At 68.2% G+C, this 16627-nt stretch carries 17 protein-coding genes and 2 tRNA genes; 13 read left to right on the plus strand and 6 right to left on the minus strand.

Annotated features, from left to right (window positions below; genetic code table 11):
- The 12 genes from C9992_RS08160 (at window position 1) to C9992_RS18385 (ending at window position 9484) form a co-directional block, all read left to right on the plus strand.
- Window positions 1-861 carry a 3-hydroxyacyl-CoA dehydrogenase family protein gene (locus tag C9992_RS08160; RefSeq protein ID WP_106815076.1) on the plus strand — a complete coding sequence of 287 codons (861 nt, stop codon included), beginning with the start codon at window positions 1-3 and terminating at the stop codon, window positions 859-861.
- Entirely contained in the window at window positions 858-1637 is a 780-nt protein-coding gene (locus C9992_RS08165) for an enoyl-CoA hydratase-related protein (protein ID WP_106815077.1), read from the plus strand. Before C9992_RS08160 ends, C9992_RS08165 begins: the two co-directional genes overlap by 4 nt.
- Entirely contained in the window at window positions 1634-2656 is a 1023-nt protein-coding gene (locus tag C9992_RS08170) for an acyl-CoA dehydrogenase (protein ID WP_106815078.1), read from the plus strand. Before C9992_RS08165 ends, C9992_RS08170 begins: the two co-directional genes overlap by 4 nt.
- Window positions 2657-2729: 73 nt before the next feature.
- Window positions 2730-3749 carry a helix-turn-helix transcriptional regulator gene (locus C9992_RS08175; RefSeq protein ID WP_160150851.1) on the plus strand — a complete coding sequence of 340 codons (1020 nt, stop codon included), beginning with the start codon at window positions 2730-2732 and terminating at the stop codon, window positions 3747-3749.
- A gap of 109 nt (window positions 3750-3858) precedes the next feature.
- Window positions 3859-5670, plus strand: a complete 1812-nt coding sequence (locus C9992_RS08180) for an FAD-dependent oxidoreductase (protein WP_106815080.1) — start codon at window positions 3859-3861, stop codon at window positions 5668-5670.
- A complete protein-coding gene (locus C9992_RS08185) occupies window positions 5667-6746 on the plus strand; it encodes a maleylacetate reductase (RefSeq protein ID WP_106815081.1) in 1080 nt (359 codons plus the stop codon). The genes C9992_RS08180 and C9992_RS08185 overlap by 4 nt, the downstream gene beginning before the upstream one ends.
- Window positions 6743-7639 (plus strand): intradiol ring-cleavage dioxygenase, encoded by an 897-nt coding sequence (locus tag C9992_RS08190; protein ID WP_106815082.1) that lies wholly within the window; start codon window positions 6743-6745, stop codon window positions 7637-7639. Before C9992_RS08185 ends, C9992_RS08190 begins: the two co-directional genes overlap by 4 nt.
- Before the next feature lie 57 nt (window positions 7640-7696).
- The gene (locus C9992_RS08195; protein ID WP_106815327.1) at window positions 7697-7912 is read left to right on the plus strand and encodes a dodecin; all 216 of its coding nucleotides are present in this window, start codon (window positions 7697-7699) and stop codon (window positions 7910-7912) included.
- 229 nt (window positions 7913-8141) lie between these two features.
- Window positions 8142-8363 carry a hypothetical protein gene (locus C9992_RS18200; RefSeq protein WP_200826260.1) on the plus strand — a complete coding sequence of 74 codons (222 nt, stop codon included), beginning with the start codon at window positions 8142-8144 and terminating at the stop codon, window positions 8361-8363.
- Window positions 8356-8751, plus strand: coding sequence for an Arm DNA-binding domain-containing protein (locus C9992_RS18375; protein WP_235008116.1), 396 nt, complete (start codon window positions 8356-8358; stop codon window positions 8749-8751). Before C9992_RS18200 ends, C9992_RS18375 begins: the two co-directional genes overlap by 8 nt.
- Before the next feature lie 3 nt (window positions 8752-8754).
- A complete protein-coding gene (locus C9992_RS18380; RefSeq protein ID WP_235008118.1) occupies window positions 8755-9111 on the plus strand; it encodes a site-specific integrase in 357 nt (118 codons plus the stop codon).
- A gap of 4 nt (window positions 9112-9115) precedes the next feature.
- Window positions 9116-9484 (plus strand): tyrosine-type recombinase/integrase, encoded by a 369-nt coding sequence (locus C9992_RS18385; RefSeq protein WP_235008120.1) that lies wholly within the window; start codon window positions 9116-9118, stop codon window positions 9482-9484.
- A 161-nt stretch (window positions 9485-9645) separates the two neighbouring features.
- On the opposite strand, the gene C9992_RS08210 is transcribed toward C9992_RS18385, so the two are convergent.
- The 6 genes from C9992_RS08210 to serS all read right to left on the minus strand — a co-directional run bounded on the left by C9992_RS08210 (window position 9646) and on the right by serS (window position 14913).
- A tRNA-Ser gene (locus C9992_RS08210) sits at window positions 9646-9734 on the minus strand.
- 75 nt (window positions 9735-9809) lie between these two features.
- Window positions 9810-11144: an LCP family protein gene (locus C9992_RS08215; RefSeq protein WP_200826261.1), complete on the minus strand. Its 1335-nt coding sequence runs from the start codon at window positions 11142-11144 to the stop codon at window positions 9810-9812.
- Entirely contained in the window at window positions 11144-12430 is a 1287-nt protein-coding gene (locus tag C9992_RS08220; RefSeq protein WP_235008122.1) for an LCP family protein, read from the minus strand. Before C9992_RS08220 ends, C9992_RS08215 begins: the two co-directional genes overlap by 1 nt.
- A gap of 45 nt (window positions 12431-12475) precedes the next feature.
- Window positions 12476-12560 (minus strand) — tRNA-Ser (locus tag C9992_RS08225).
- Between the two features lie 182 nt (window positions 12561-12742).
- Complete coding sequence (locus tag C9992_RS08230) at window positions 12743-13651, minus strand: HAD family hydrolase (RefSeq protein ID WP_106815083.1); 909 nt, start codon at window positions 13649-13651, stop codon at window positions 12743-12745.
- Complete coding sequence (gene serS / locus C9992_RS08235) at window positions 13648-14913, minus strand: serine--tRNA ligase (RefSeq protein WP_106815084.1); 1266 nt, start codon at window positions 14911-14913, stop codon at window positions 13648-13650. The genes C9992_RS08230 and serS overlap by 4 nt, the downstream gene beginning before the upstream one ends.
- Window positions 14914-14986: 73 nt before the next feature.
- Here serS and C9992_RS08240 point away from each other — a divergent pair, with 73 nt between their 5' ends.
- Window positions 14987-16474 (plus strand): diacylglycerol/lipid kinase family protein, encoded by a 1488-nt coding sequence (locus C9992_RS08240; RefSeq protein ID WP_106815085.1) that lies wholly within the window; start codon window positions 14987-14989, stop codon window positions 16472-16474.
- Window positions 16475-16627 lie beyond the last annotated feature (153 nt).

The following is a 16627-nucleotide window of genomic DNA, read 5'->3' on the forward strand; positions in this document are numbered from 1 at the left end:
ATGACACTCTTCGGCAACACAGCGGTGGTCGGTTTCGGCAGGATGGGCGGCGGCATCGCGCAGGTGATCGCCCAGAGCGGCCGGAACGTGACGGTGCTCGAGAGCGACTCCGGGCGCGTAGACGCGGGCTTCGCAGCGGTGCGTGAGTTCCTCGACGCAGGCATCGCGCGCGGCAAGGTCACCGAGGCGCGACGAGACGAGGTCCTCGGCCGCATCCGGGGGACGACCGCCGTCGAGGAGCTGGCGGATGCCGAGCTCGTGATCGAGGCGGCCACGGAACGCCGCGACGTGAAGCGCGCCATCTTCGCGGACGTCGCGGCGGTCGTATCGCCGAACTCGGTGGTCGTGACCAACACGTCGGCGCTCTCGGTGTCGGACCTCGCCACCGCGATCCCGCAGCCGCAGCGCTTCGCGGGGTTGCACTTCTTCAATCCCGCGCAGCTGATGCGCGTCGTGGAGATCGTGAAGGGACTGGCCACGTCCCCCGAGGTCATCGACAGCCTCGTGCAGTTCGTCGTCGAGATCGGCAAGGATCCCGTGCCGGTGAAGGACCGTCCGGGCTTCCTGGTCAATCGGCTGCTGATGCCGTATCTGAACGATGCGATCCAGGAGCTCGACGACGAGCTCGCGACGGCCGAGGACATCGACGTCGCGATCCGGCTCGGACTCGGCTACAAGCTGGGCCCGTTCGAGCTTCTCGACCTCATCGGACTCGACGTCCATGAGCACGCGACACGCAGCGCCTATGACGCGACCCTCGATGCCGCGTTCGCGCCGCCCCCGCTCCTTCAGGCGATGGTTGCCGCCGGCAAGCTCGGCAACAAGTCCGGCGGGGGCTTCCGAGAGGCGGTGCAGTCATGACGCGCTATGAAGACGTGGTCCTCGAACGCCGCGGCCCGGTGCTGGTCGTCACGATCAACCGTCCGGAGGCCGGCAACAAGCTGCGCCCGCGCACGTGCCTCGAGCTCGTCGACGCGTTCCGCGAGCTCCGCCTCGACCCCGAGCTGCGCGCGGCCGTGCTGACAGGGCAGGGAGACAGGTTCTTCTGCATCGGCGGCGAACACGACGAGACCACCTCCGTCGACCCGTCCCAGGTCATCCCGATCGTCGATGTCTACCAGGCGATCGACACCGTACCGAAGCCGATCATCGCGGCCATCAATGGATTCGCCGTCGGCGGTGGGAACGTCCTCGCCAACGTCTGCGACCTCTCGGTCGCCGCTGACACCGCTGTCTTCCGCCAGGTGGGACCTATGGTCGGCAGTTTCGACGCCGGGTACGGCACGTGGTACCTGGAGGACTCCATCGGCAGGAAGCGGGCGAAGGAGCTGTGGTACCTCAACCGCAAGTACACGGCCGCCGACGCGCTCGCCATGGGACTCGTGAACGAGGTCGTCCAGCCCGGCGCGCTTCTCGACCGTGCCGTGGAGATCGGAACCGAGATCGCATCGCGCAGCCCGATCGCGATCGGCGCGCTCAAGACCGCGTTCTCCGCTCGTCACAACGGCGTCGCAGGGCAGTCGCGGCTGGCGCACGATCAGTACCTCACGCTGTACCTCACGACCCAGGAAGCCCACGAGATGTCTGCGGCATTCGACGAACGCCGCGATCCCGACCCGGAGAAGTTCTGGCGATGACCTGGTTCAACACGCTGCTCAGCGGAGACCAGGTCGAAGTCGTCGACCTCGCGAACGACTGGCTCGCCTCCGTCTCGGACGTGGATGCCGAGCACGACGACGGTTCGTCAGTGAAGGCGTCGTTCGTCGAATCGGGACTGTGGTCTATCGGCATCGACGAGACTTGGGGCGGTGGGGGCGCCCCGCTCGAACTGCGTCTCGCCGCATTCGTGGCTCTGGGCGCACACCGGCCCGCACTGGCCTGGGCTTCGGCGCAGGCACACGCGGCAGTCGAAGCGCTGGGGGCCGCGGATGCCGTCAATCACGTCGCCGCGCTGATCGACGGCATCGTCTCCGGCCAGACGCCCGTGTGCGTCGTCGAGCGCAGCGCTCCGCAGACGCGACTCGAGATCACGGACGGACACGCGACGGGAAGCGTCGACCGCATCGACCCCGCCGGCACCTCTCCGGCTCTCGTCATCCTCGACGGAGATGAGACGGCGTGGCTGGTGCAGCCGCCATCCGTCGGCTCGCTCGTCCCGCTCCGGCGGACCGGGCTGGCGGGAGCATCCACCTCGACGGCAACGGTGGGCGGTCCAGCGGATCGATTGTCCGGCGTGCCCGTTCCGGCCATCCGTGCGCGCCTTCATCGGGCTGGTGCCGCGATCGCGGCGGGAATCGCCGTCGACGCGGCGGAGCGCGCGATCGCCTACTCGACGGAGCGAGTGCAGTTCGGCGCCCCTCTCCGGGCTCTCCCGACCGTGCAGCAATCGCTTGCCACTCAGTCCGCGCTCGCGCGAGAGTGCGTCACCGCAGTGTTCGACGGTGACAGCCTGTCGCCCGCCGGCGCCGCTTGGTCGCTGCGCGAGAACGTGGAGCGGGCGATCTCGGTCGCCGCGTCGTCGGTACAGTCACATGGCGGCTACGGCTACATCCGCGAGTACGGTGTCGAACGGCTCCTGCGGGACGCCGTGTCTTTGCGGGCCGCCACCGACGTCCGCAGCGCGTTCCGCGCATCCTTCGACCTGATACCAGGGTGAGGTTCCCACCGTGGAGGGTCAGAACCGCGCGATACGCTCGCCGGACCGAATGCGCAACGATGCGGAGGGCGGCATGGCAAGCGGCGAGTCACCCCACTGGACGGCGGGGGCCTTCGAGGCCCCCAAGCCGGTCCGCGGTCGCGCAGAGCTGAAGGGTCGGTACGAATCGTTCTCGACCCGAGGGCTGAACCGCGACGAACGGATCGCGCAGTGGGAGCACCACAACGCTCGAGCGTTGCTGCGCCTGACGGCACGGTCCCTCGAGGGGCGGCCGCTCGAGGCGACGGAGGTGAATCTTCGCCTGCCTCAACTGACTTTCGCGCGCGTGGGCGCCAACTCCCACATCGTGGAGCGGACACCAGCGCACATCGCGGCGGCCGCGGCCGACGGGGCTGCCCTCTACTTCACGCTCGCCGGGGATGCGTTCTTCTATCACCAGGACGGGGTGCATCTGCAGCGTCCAGGGACGATGCTGGTCTGCGACGTCAACCAACCCTTCATGCGAGGCTTCGCCCAGGGCTTGCACGAGTTCGTCCTCACCGTGCCCCGGGCGGTGTTCGAAGAAGTGTCGGAGCGCGAGCTCCCGAAGGCTCCGATCATCATGAACTTCTCCGATGCTCCCACCGGAGACGTGCACGCGGCCGCACTCGCCAGACTCATCCGCCACAGTCTCATGGACGCGGATGCAGAATCCCTGGCCGCGATCGAGCGCAGCGCCCTGGATCTGATGCGCAGTTTGTTCAGCACAGACGGGGCGAACTCGGCCTCCGCCCGCCGGCGGGCAGCGATGGCATGGATGAAGCGGAACCTCCGCGATCCGTCGATCTCCGTCTCCTCCGTCGCCCGCGGCATCGGGGTCAGCGAGCGCCATCTGACGAGAGCCTTCGAAGAAACCGGCACGGGCGTCGGGCGGACGATCACCGAACTGCGCCTGTCCCTCGCACACAAGATTCTCAGCGCACCCGGCTCGATGACCGTCCAGGACATCGCGCAGTATTGCGGGTTCGTCTCGGCGTCTCACTTCAGCCGCATCTTCCGCGAGCGCTACGAACAGACCCCGAGCGAAGTGCGGGCGGCGGCCGACCGCATCTGACGGATCCGGACATGCGCTTGTCCGTTTCCGCCACCGTCTGGCCGTGCGCCCAGACGAGGTCGAGACTGGCGGGACGGCCACAACGATCGTGGCGTGCTCGGAGGCATTCATGGCGGAGTTCAACGACGGGATCGCAGCGACCGCGCTGCCCACCGGTAACATCGCGGAGACCGACGTCCTCATCGTCGGGTCCGGACCCGGGGGCTCATCAGCGGCGCTCGCCCTTGCCACCTACGGCATCCCGAACATCATGATCACCAAGTACCGGTGGACGGCCAACACCCCGCGCGCCCACATCACCAATCAGCGGGCGATGGAGTTCTTCCGCGACATGGGCATCGAAGACGAGGTGAACGCGCTCGCCACCCCGCATGAGCTCATCGGTGACACGGTGTTCTGCTCATCGATTGCCGGCGAAGAGTTCGGACGCATCCTCACGTGGGGCACGAGTCCACAGCGGCACGCCGATTACGAGGCGTCGTCGCCGACGCTCAACTGCGATATGCCGCAGCACCTCCTCGAGCCGATCCTGGTTCGCAACGCCACCATGCGAGGCACTCAGACCCGCTTCTCGAGCGAGTACGTGTCGCACGTGCAGGACGACGACGGGGTCACGACGACCGTCTTGGACCGGGTGACCGGAAGTCACTACCAGGTGCGGTCGAAGTACCTCATCGGGGCCGACGGCGCCCGCTCGAAGGTCGCCGCGCACGCCGGTCTCCCGTACGAGGGCGAGATGGACATCGCCGGCTCCATGAACATCACCTTCACCGCCGACCTCGAAGAACTCGTCGGTCACCGTCCCTCGGTGCTCTACTGGGTCGTCCAGCCGGGTGCGAACGTCGGCGGCATCGGAGCTGGTCTGGTGCGGATGGTGCGCACCTGGAACGAGTGGCTCATCGTGTGGGGGTACGACATCACCCAGCCGGCGCCGCAGCTCGACGAGGCCGCCGCCAAGGAGGTCGTCTACCAGCTGCTCGGCTCCCGCGACATCGACATCCAGATCACCGGCACGTCGCTGTGGGGCAACAACAACATGTTCGCCACCGAGCTCCAGACGGGACGCGTCTTCTGCGTCGGCGACGCCATCCACCGGCATCCGCCCTCGAACGGACTCGGCTCGAACACGTCGATCCAGGATTCCTACAACCTGGCGTGGAAGCTCGCCGCCGTTCTGCGAGGGCAGGCGGGCCCCGCCCTGCTCGACACGTACACCGCGGAGCGGGCGCCGGTCGCCCGGCAGATCGTGACTCGGGCGAACAAGTCCTCGCGCGAATTCGGGGGGTTCTTCGAGGCCCTCGGCGTCACGACCGCCGAGAACGAGCAGGAGATGGTCGCCGCGATCGAGGAGCGCAAACTCGACACCCCGACGGGACGGATGCGTCGCGAGGCCCTTCGTCAGGCGATGGAGCTGAAGGACTACGAGTTCAACGCCCACGGCGTCGAACTCGGCCAGTTCTACACCTCCACAGCCGTCGTCTCCGACGGTTCCGAGCGACCCAGCCCGACGCGCGACCCCGAGTTGTACTACCAGCAGTCCACGGTGCCCGGCTCGCCGCTGCCTCATGTCTGGCTCGGGAACAACCAGCACAAGTGGTCGACCCTCGACCTTGCTCCGTCGACGCGCTTCACCCTGTTCACCGGCATCTCGGGTCAGGGGTGGGCGGATGCCGCTCCTGTTGTCGCCGAGCGGCTGGGCATCGACCTTCACGCCGTCGTCATCGGACCCGGCCGCGAGGTGGAGGATCTCTACTTCGATTGGGCGCGCGCACGCGAGATCGACGAGGACGGGGTCATCCTGGTACGGCCGGACAAGATCATCGCCTGGCGCTCCATGTCCCTCGTCGAGGATCCGGCGCTCGCCCTGGAGGACGCTCTCACGCAGGCCCTGAGCCGCGTGAGCTCCGAGGTTCGCCGGTGACCGTCGTCTTCGACCACACCACGTTGGGGCAGCGCGTGCTGTTCGGCGCGGGCCAGGCGCTCGAGAACACGGTCGCCGCCGCCGCTGCTCTGCAGGCGGAGCGCGTGCTCCTGATCGCGGACGCCTTCGTGACCGACCTCGCCGACGCTGTCGCCGCCAGAGTGAACCCCGTCGCGCGGATCGATGATGTGATCCAGCACGTACCGAGCGACCGAGCGGATGCCGCCACAGAGCTCGCAGAGCATCAAAGTGCGGACGCCATCATCACGATCGGCGGTGGCTCGGCGACGGGACTCGGCAAGATCGTCGCGCTGCGCACCGGCATCCCGATCATCGCCGTTCCCACGACCTTCGCGGGATCCGAGGCGACGAATGTCTGGGGGCTGACGGAGAATCAGCGCAAGACCACCGGATCCGACCCGCGGGTACTGCCTCGCGTCATCGTTTACGACGCGTCGCTGAGCGCCGGGCTCTCCGGACGTCAGGCGGTCGCCTCCGGCCTCAACGCCCTCGCCCACGCGGTCGACGGCTTCTGGGCGCCGCGCGCCGACCCGATCAACCGGGCCCTGGGCAGCGAGGGGCTTCGTGCGCTCGTGCCGGGACTGCGCGCCGTCGCGCGAGACGGCAATGACATGGACGCCCGAGAGCAGACCCTCTATGGCGCTTATCTCGCCGCAGTCGCATTCGCGTCGGCTGGTTCCGGCCTGCACCACAAGATCTGCCACGTGCTGGGCGGCGCGTACAACCTGCCGCACGCGGAGATGCATGCAGTCGTGCTTCCCTACGTTGCGGCGTTCAACGTGCCCGCCGCACCCGACGCCGGCAGCCGGATCTCGGCGGCTCTCGACGGTGAGCCGGCAGCACCCGGACTCTGGGCGTTGCGCGAGGAGCTCGGCGCTCCGGCCTCCCTGCGCGAGATCGGATTCGAAGAAGACCAGATCTCCGAGGCGGCACTGCTCGCGGCGGAGGCCATCCCGGCATCCAATCCCCGTCAGGCCGCCGTCGCCGATATCGAAAGTCTGCTCCGAGACGCGTGGGCCGGAACACCGATCACAGAAAGGGAGGTTCCCGCATGACCGCCACCGCTGACATCTCCGCCGCGCAGAGCGCTCGCGAGGAGGAACTGATCCAGACCGTCGTCGAGTCCTTCAGCAATGCCCCGGACGATCGGCTGCGAACGGTGATGCAGGCACTCGTACGGCATCTTCACGCCTTCATCCGTGACGTGCGCCTCACCGAGGAGGAGTGGAATTCCGCGATCGCCTTCCTGACCGCGTGCGGACACATCACCGACGACAGGCGCCAGGAGTTCATCCTCCTGTCGGATGTGCTGGGCGCCTCGATGCAGGTCGTCGCCGTCAACAACGAGGCGTACGCGAACGCGACTGAGGCGACGGTGTTCGGGCCCTTCTTCGACCAGGATGCGCCGCTGGTCGAGAACGGTGCGGACATCGCGTTCGGGGCGGCCGGCGAACCCTGCTGGGTGGAGGGCACGGTCACAGACACCGAGGGCAACCCGATCGCGGGGGCCCGGATCGAGGTCTGGGAAGCCGACGAGGACGGCTTCTACGACATCCAGTACAGCGATGATCGCAAAGCCGCGCGCGCTCGTCTGTTCAGCGATGAGAACGGCGGATACCGTTTCTGGGGCCTCACCCCGACGCCATACCCCATTCCGTACGACGGCCCCGTGGGCAAGATGCTCGAGGCCGTCGGCCGGTCCCCCATGCGTGCCTCGCATCTCCACTTCATGGTCACGGCCCCCGAGAAGCGCACTCTCGTCACCCATATCTTCGTGAGAGGGGACGAGTTGCTCGAACGCGACGCCGTCTTCGGCGTGAAGGAGTCGCTGATCAAGGACTTCGTCTCTCACGACGCGGACGAGGCGACTCCCGATGGGCGCGACCTCGACGGGCACACGTGGTCAAGCGCCCGATTCGACATCGTCCTGGCTCCTGCGGACGTCTGACGCACGTCGGAGAAGGTGGAGTAAGTTGCCGCTTGACCGCTCGACGAAAGGCACGTGATGACTGAACACACCTACCGCGTCACCGAGATCGTGGGTACGTCCACCGATGGAGTGGATGCAGCGATCAGAAGCGGGATCGAAAGAGCCGCGAAGACGCTCCACAATCTGGATTGGTTCGAGGTCGTCTCCATTCGGGGTCACCTTGAGCAGAACAGCATCCACCACGTCCAGGTGACACTCAAGGTCGGGTTCCGACTCGACGACACCGAGTAGTCGAGGCGCACTACACAGCGCAGCGAGGCCGGTACCTCATCACCGCGATCGGCAACCGCGCGATCGCCGACGACTTCAATGAGGACCGCCTTAAGCACACCGCCCCACAAGCGATCGTGCAGACCGCCATCCCCCCGTCGCATCGCGCTCCAACTCGACGACAACCCCGGCACCCTGGACCACCGTCGTAGACCTCACCAGCAGCGACAGCCGCATCATCCCACCCTGGATGGCAGAGGCCGTCATCAAGCGGGGCGTCAAGGACGAACGGTGGCAAGTCATCGAAATCCTCTACGGCACGGCCGCGCTCGCCGACCTGCCACCCGTCAAACTCATCGCCGCCGAACTGGACATTCCGGAGCGCACCGCCTCCGAGTGGATCCAAAATGCGCGCGCCGCGGGATGGCTCACCGGCCTCACCTCCAACATCGGGCGGCCCGCTTATGGGTAGCGTCGCTTCGTACTCAACGACGCAGGGCAGGCGTTACCGGGTGAGGTATCGCCGCCCCGACGGTTCGCAGACCGACAAACGCGGATTCAAGACGAAGCGGGACGCCGAGCAGTTTCTCGCGAGCATCCAAGTCAGCAAGGCTCAGGGCACATTCGTCGCTCCGAGCAGATCTCGTGTGGCGGTCGCAGAGCTCGCGATTCCGTGGCTCGAATCGAAGCACGCGTCGCTCAAGCCTTCGGCCTACTCGCCAATCGAGACGGCGTGGCGGTTGCGCGTCAACCCGCGATGGGGCCGGATAGCGATCACAGACATCGCCCATTCGGATGTCAAAGCGTGGGTTACGGAGCTCAACCGGGGCCTAGGCGCCTCGGTTGTGATTCGCACCTAAGGCGTGCTGGCGTCGATTCTCGATGATGCGGTCCACGATCGCCGCATCGCCGTCAATCCGGCTCGTGGCGGCAAGATCGGTCTACCGAAGAAGACCACATCGCGGCACATCTACTTGAACCACGCGCAAGTCGAGGATCTCGCAAGCGCGAGCGGAGAGTATGCGACCTTGGTTCGAACTCTCGCGTATACCGGCACGCGCTGGGCGGAAATATCGGGGCTCGCCGCGCAGAACATCGACTTCACGCGTTCCCGGATCTGGGTCGTCACGAACGCCGTCGAGGTCAATGGCGAGATCTACGTCGGCACCCCGAAGTCTCACAAGATACGAAGCGTGCCGATGCCCCGGGTTCCTGCGTGACGAGTTGGCGGGACGCGTCGCGCGACTCGGCCCCGACGATCTGGTGTTCCCCAACAAGGAGGGGACCTACCTGAGGCCAGTTCGTACCAGCGCAGCCTCGAAGTCGTGGTTCAAGACTTCCGCGGAGTCGATCGGAGTCGCCCAACTGCACATCCACGATCTGCGCCACACGGCCGCATCGCTCGCTCTGCAGTCCGGCGCAAACGTGAAAGCGATCCAGCGCATGCTCGGTCATGCCTCCGCCGCGATGACCTTGGACGTGTACGCCGACCTGTTCGACGACGACCTCGACGCCGTTTCGACCGCGCTGGATCAGGCGCGCGCCGCACAACTTGACGCCCGCGCAGGGCGCGCGCCGCTCGCACGAGATTGACGCCGCACTTCGGCACCCGGCACGGCCCGCATGCTTTCCGGCAGCGCACGATGCCCGCCACGAATCAGATGTGGGCAGAATGTGGGCACGGAATCAATCGAGGAACTCGAAGGCGGCCGAAAATCCGCAGAAAATCAACAGATCCGGGCGGGAAGATACTGCGGAGACGGAGGGATTTGAACCCTCGGTCCCCTTACGGGGACTCCACCTTAGCAGGGTGGTGCACTAGGCCTGACTATGCGACGTCTCCAGGCGACCGGACGCCGAAGCGGTTTGGTCGCGCCCATCGATCATAACGGGTCGGCGCCGCGGTTCCGAACCGGCGTCACTTCTCCGGCTGCGTGCAGGTGATGTCCTTGGCGGTCTGCCCGGCGATGTCGGAGGGAAGCTCCACACGCTGCCCGGAAGCAGGGGTCTCGGCACCGGCGTCACCGGCCGGGGGCGCCTCGCCGCTCGGAGCGCCGCCGGCGTCGGCCGTGGCGGTGGGGTCGGGCGTCACGGGCTGGGTGGCCTCGCCGGTCACCTCGACACCGTAGCCCTGGCTCGCATCGCCGGTCAGCGCCAGCGGCTCGTTGGCGAGGATCGCGTCGAACAGCACCTTCGCGGCATCCTTCACCGGAAGCACCCGGCTGGCGCCCTCACCGGAGGCGTAACGGGTGGGGTACTGCACGAACACGATGTCTTCGTAGGGCACGTCCTTGACGGCCATGGCGATCTGCACCATCAGCGTCGGGTTCGTCAGGCCCGAGCTCAGCACCAGCTGCCCCTGCTGCACCTGGCTCACCGCGGTCGTCGCGAGATTGAAGAGCGTGGCGGGATTGGCGAGCACCGCGTCGGACTGGAGCTTACGCACCATCGACCCCATGAACTGCTGCTGGTTCGAGATGCGACCGAGGTCGGACCCGTCGCCGATGCCGTGGCGGATCCGCAGGAACTGCAGGGCCTCGACGCCCTTCAGGGTGTGATTGCCGGCGGTGAGCTTCAGGCCGGTGTGCTTGTCGCTGATGTCACCGGCCACGCACACGTCGACACCCCCGATGGCGTCCGACATGTTGATCACGCCGGTCCACCGGATGGCGGCCGCGAAGTCGATGTGGAAGCGCTCATCGCCGACCAGTGCCTCGACGGTGTCGACCGTACAGCCCAGCCCGCCGTACCAGTACGAGGCGTTGATCATCTGCGACGACATCGCCGAGATGCTGCCGCTGCCGTCGGGCTTCTGGCACGACGGGATCGGCACCAGCATGTCGCGCGGGAACGACACCACGGTCACACGGCGCGGCTCGTCGGAGATGTGCACGAGCATCGTGACGTCGTTGCGCTCCCCCGGCGAATCGTCGTTCGCACAGCGCGGGAAGATGCTGACGTCTTGCCCCTCACACGAGTCCGTGCCGACCATGAGGATGTTCACGCCGCCCTCGATCGCACCCAGCGACGGGGGCAGCGGCTTCTCCTCGTCGAGCACGACCGCGTTCGCCGTGATCGCCTGCGTCGCGTCCCACACGTTGTACGCGGCGACGCCCGTGGCGCTCAGCCCGACCACGCCGAGCACGACGCCCAGCATCGCGAGCATCGTGACGAGAGGATGCCGCGACTTCAGCGCCCCGTGACGCGCGATCGGCGCCTGGCCCTCTGCCGAGGACCGCTTCGAGCGCGCCATCAGCCGTTGGCCCTGACGTTTCCGGCCGAACAGGTCTGCTGGGCGGCGTTCTGGCCGGGGATGTTGTTCGGCAGCGCCACCGCCGTCTCACTGGGCGCGGGAGTCGCGCCCTCTGTGGGCTCGGTGGTCGGGACCGGGTCGACCGGAGTCTCGGTCTGCGGCGGGTCGGCGACGATCACGCCGCCAGTGAGGTCCTGGTCGTGCGTCACTTCGAGCGGCTCGTTGGCGGCCAGCGCCTCCCACAGCTTCTCGGCGGAGTCGTAGTCGGGTACGACGCGGTTGACGTCGGCGGGATCGGTGAGCACCGGGTACTGGACGAACACGATGTCTTCGAACGGCACGTCCTTCACGGCGAGGGCGATCTGCACGAGCGTCATCGGGTTGGTCAGCGACTTGCTCGGGGTGATGTTGTCGACCGCCGTCGTGGCGAGTTTGTACAGAGTTGCGGGGTCGGAGAGCACCTCGTCGCTGACCAGCTTGCGTGCGAGGCTCGACATGTACTGCTGCTGGTTCGAGATGCGCGCGAGGTCGCTGCCGTTCTCGAGACCGTGGCGCGTGCGCAGGAACTGCAGCGCCTCGACGCCCTGGATGGTCCGGGGACCGGCCGGCCAGTTGATGCCCGTGTACTTGTCTTTGATGCCGCCGTTGCCGATGCAGACGTCGACGCCGCCGATGGCATCGGTGATGTTGATGACATTGCCGAAGCTCACCTTGGCGGCCAGGGGGATGTTCTGACCGCTCAGATCCGAGATGGTGCGGGCGACGCACGACAGACCGCCACGGCCCCACGCCTCGTTGATCTGCGACTTGGAGGTCGCCGAGCTCGTCGACCCGTCCTCGCGGGTGCACGACGGCAGCCCCAGCATGAGGTCGCGCGGGAACGACACCACGGTCACGCGGCGCGGGTTGTCGGAGATGTGCACGAGCATGTTGACGTCGTTGAGCTGACCGCCGGCATCCGCCCCCGTGCACCGTGCGCCGAAGAGGTACGCGTACTGCTCCTCGCACTCGTCGGTGCCCACGAGCAGGATGTCGACGCCGCCCTCGATCGCCCCGATGTCGGGCGGAACCGACTTCTGCCCTTGGAGCTCCACCGCGTCGTCGGCGAAGCTGGCGGTCAGGTCATACGTCGCGTACGCGGCGACCCCGACCCCCGAGACCGCCACGACGGCGACGATGACGGCCAGCAGCTTGAGCACGAACCCGACCGGGCTCGGAGACGACAGTTCACCGTGGCGGGCCACCGTGCGGCGGCCCCGCTTGCCGGGCCTGTGCGTCGAGCTCACTCGGTTCCTTTCGGACGCTGCCGTCTCTCGTTCACCCCGTCTCTGCGGAGGGTGTGGGATTCGAACCCACGGGACATTGCTGCCCACTGGTTTTCAAGACCAGGTCCATCGGCCGCTCGGACAACCCTCCCGACGACGCCGCCCCCGGGGAGGCATCCGTCGAACAGGCGTCGAGTCTAGCGGACAGGCCTGTCGGCCATTCTTCCAACGCCGCCTGGCAATCCTCTGAAGGACGCTCCGGATGCCGCCGCCGGCCGGCGCCGCAGGACGCTTCGGGGGCGCCCGCTACGGGGTCGGCGGCCCCGGGGGCGGTCAGAGCTGACGGAGCACCTCGGCGACGCCGCCGGCCTGGACAGACGCGGTCGTCTCGCCCGCGGCATCCCGCACCTCCTGGGGGCCTTGCTCCATGGCGACGGCGCGACCGCCGTGATCCAGCGCCCAGCGGAACATGCCCACGTCGTTGCGGCCGTCGCCGATCACGAGCACGTGAGCCGGGTCGATGCCGAGCTCCGTGCGCACGAGCTCCAGTCCGGTGCTCTTGTCGACGCCCTGCGGGGCGATGTCGAGCCACGCGGTCCACCCGACGGCGTACGAGACCTGATGCAGGCCGATGCGCGAGACGAGGTCCACGAAGTCCCGCTCACCCTGGTCGGGCGCGACCACGACGATGCGGCACACCGGCTGGGCGCCGAGCTCGTCGAACGGCACACGACGCGCATGCACCAGGTTCCAGTCGTCGAGGTATTCGGTGTACAGCCGCTGCCCGTCGGGCAGCTCCACGAGATACCGGGCGTCGGGCAGGTGCTCGCGCAGCTGCACGAGCACCTCGCGAGGGTCGAACGTCTCGACATGCCACCGGTCGTACTGCAGATCGTCACCGTCGACGCGAGCGAGCACGACCGCGCCGTTCGAGCAGACGACGAACTCGGGGGCGATGCCGAGCATCCGCAGGATGCCGCGGGTGCCCTCCCAGCTGCGGCCGGTGGCGACCATCACCTCGTGGCCGGCACGATGCGCATGCTCCACGGCCTCCACGACGCCCGGGCTCAGGGACTCGTCCTCCAGGAGCACCGTGCCGTCGAGATCGAGGGCGATGAGGAGCCGCTCGGTGGCGACCGCGGCATCCTCGGTGTCGCGCGCGACCCTCTCGACGAGCTTCGCGGCCTTCCTCGGCTTTACGACCTTGACCGAGCCCGTCGCGGGCAGGTGCGCTTCGGTCACTCGATCGGCTCCATGACCTCGAGCCCGCCGAGGAAGGGCCGCAGCACCTCCGGGACGACGACCGAGCCGTCCTCGCGCTGGTGCGTCTCGAGCAGCGCGACGATCCAGCGCGTGGTGGCCAGCGTCCCGTTGAGGGTCGCCACCGGCTGGGTCTTGCCCCCGTCCGGGCGGTACCGGATGTCGAGGCGCCGGGCCTGGTACGTCGTGCAGTTGGACGTGGACGTCAGCTCCCGGTAGGCGTTCTGCGTCGGCACCCACGCCTCGACGTCGTACTTTCGGGCCGCCGACGAGCCGAGGTCGCCGGCCGCGACATCGATGACCCGGTACGACAGGCCGAGGTCCTGCAGCATGCCCTCCTGCATCGCCACCAGGCGCAGGTGCTCGGCCTCGGCATCCTCGGGAGTCGTGTAGACGAACATCTCGAGCTTGTTGAACTGGTGCACGCGGATGATGCCGCGGGTGTCCTTGCCGTACGAGCCGGCCTCGCTGCGGTAGCACGTCGACCAGCCGGCGTAGCGCTTGGGACCGCGGGACAGGTCGAGGATCTCGTCCATGTGGTAGCCGGCCAGCGGTACCTCACTGGTGCCGACGAGGTAGAGGTCGTCGTCTTCGAGGTGGTACACCTCTGCCGAATGCTTTCCGAGGAAGCCGGTGCCGCGCATCACCTCGGGGCGCACCAGGGTCGGCGGCACGATCGGCGTGAAGCCCGCCTGCAGGGCGCGGTCGAGTGCCAGGTTCATGAGCGCGATCTCGAGGCGCGCGCCGATCCCGGTGAGGAAGTAGAAGCGGCTGCCCGACACCTTGGTGCCGCGGTCCATGTCGATCGCGCCCAGCCGCTCGCCGAGCTCCAGGTGATCGCGCGGCTCGAAGCCGAACGCGGGGATCTCGCCGTGGGTGCGCAGGGTGACGAAGTCGTCCTCGCCACCGGCGGGAACGCCCTCGATCACGATGTTCTCGATCGCCTCGAAGGCGGCCGTGAACGCCTCCTCCGCGGCGGTCACCGCCTGCTGCGCCTGCTTGACCCGATCGCTCAGCTCCTTGGCCTCGGCGACGAGCGCGGCCTTCTCTTCCTTCGGCGACTGCGCGACCCGCTTGCCGTGCGCGTTCTGCGCCGCCCGCAGCTCCTCGAAGGCCGTGATCGCGGCGCGGCGCTCACGGTCGGCGCGCAGCGCGGCATCCACCGTGTCGGTCGACTCGCCCCGCGCCTCCTGCGAGCGCTTGACCAGCTCGGGATTGTCGCGAAGCAGCACGGGATCGATCACCCTGCAAGCTTAGTCGGGCCCCGTGCCGCGGCATCCTGACCCTTCCCGACCAGGGCGCCCTAAGGTAAGACGCATGGCGGCTTCCGGATCGAACGACGAGCCTCGGCGCGAAGACCTCGACCCGCCGCACCCGGCCGACGCGATCTACGCCGACGGCCCGACCACCGCGGAGCTCGACGCCGTCGCGACCGAGATCCAGGAGCAGACGGATGCCGTGGCGGACACGCCACCGGACGACACGGCGTCCGACGCCGCCGAGGCCCGCGACGCGCAGGCGGGGCCCGACGCCCCCGCCGCGGCATCCGACGCTGGTGATGCGGCATCCGGCGCTCCCGGTGAGGCGGCGGCCGGCGCGCAGCGTGAGTCCGACGCGGCGCGTGAGTCCGCCGGCGCCGGTGACGCGGCATCCAGGGCAGACCACCGGCCCGACGCACCCGACCCCGAGAAGGCGGCAGAGCCGGACGGTGTGATCCGCGAGCCCGAGGACGTCGCCCCCGACACCGCCGACGGCGAGACCGGTGAGGCGCGCCGCGTCGGCCGCGAGGGCGAGACCCGGCCGATGCCGGATGTCGCCGAACGCCCGTCGCCAAAGGCCGCCCTCGTCTACAACCCGACCAAGGTCGACGGCGACGACCTGCGGGAGCAGGTCGCGCGCCTGGCTGCGGAGGCGGGCTGGTCCGAGCCGCTGTTCTACGAGACGACGGTCGACGACCTGGGGGACGACGTGACGCGGCAGGCCCTCGAGGAGGGTGTGCAGGCGGTGCTCGTCGCCGGCGGCGACGGCACGGTGCGCGCCGTGTCCGAGGCGATGAGCGGCAGCGGGGTGCCCCTGGCAATCGTGCCGAGCGGCACCGGCAACCTGCTGGCGCGGAACCTGCGCCTGCCGTTGACGGATCCCGCCGCGATGGTGCGTGCGGTCTTCGACGGCGACACGCTCGCGATGGACGTTGGCTGGACCGAGGTGCGCCGACCCGACGGCACCACCGAGGAGCACGCGTTCGTCGTCATGGGCGGCATCGGCCTGGACGCCGCCATGATCGCCAACACCAACCCGCAGCTGAAGAAGACCGTCGGATGGGTGGCCTACGTCGACGGTGCGGCGCGTGCGCTGCCGAGCGCGAAGTCGTTCCGCGTCGTGTACGAGCTGCCGGGGCATCGCCTGCACTCGTCGCGCGTGCAGAGCGTGCTGTTCGCGAACTGCGGCAAGCTGCCGGGCGGCCTCGATCTCATCCCCGAGGCATCGGTGGCCGACGGGGCGCTGGACATCGTGATCTTCCAGCCCAAGGGCGTCTTCGGCTGGCTGTTCGTGTGGCGCCGGGTGGCCTGGGACAACAGCTTCCTGCGCCGGTTCCGCGCGGGACGCCGAGTGCTGTCGCTGCGCACGAGGGACAATGCGGTGCTCTACTCCCGTGGCGCCGGGATCGAGCTGGCCACGCACGAGCCGCGACCGGTCCAACTCGACGGCGACGAGTTCGGCGAGGCCGTGCGGGTCACGACCCGCGTGGAGCCTTCCGCGCTCCTGGTTGTCGTCCCCAAGGGCCACACCACCCACGACCTCTAGCCCCCCAGCTCCCCCTCCTTCGCTCCTCCTTCGTTCCGTTTGTGCGGAAAACACGCCGTTTCGGGTGGCGTCGTAACGGCGTGTTCCTCGCACAAACCGTGGGACGGGCGGGAGGGGCCCGACCTGTCGGCGACTCCTGCACAAAGGAGCGAC

It is taken from the genome of Microbacterium timonense (assembly GCF_900292075.1).
GTDB lineage: Bacteria > Actinomycetota > Actinomycetes > Actinomycetales > Microbacteriaceae > Microbacterium > Microbacterium timonense.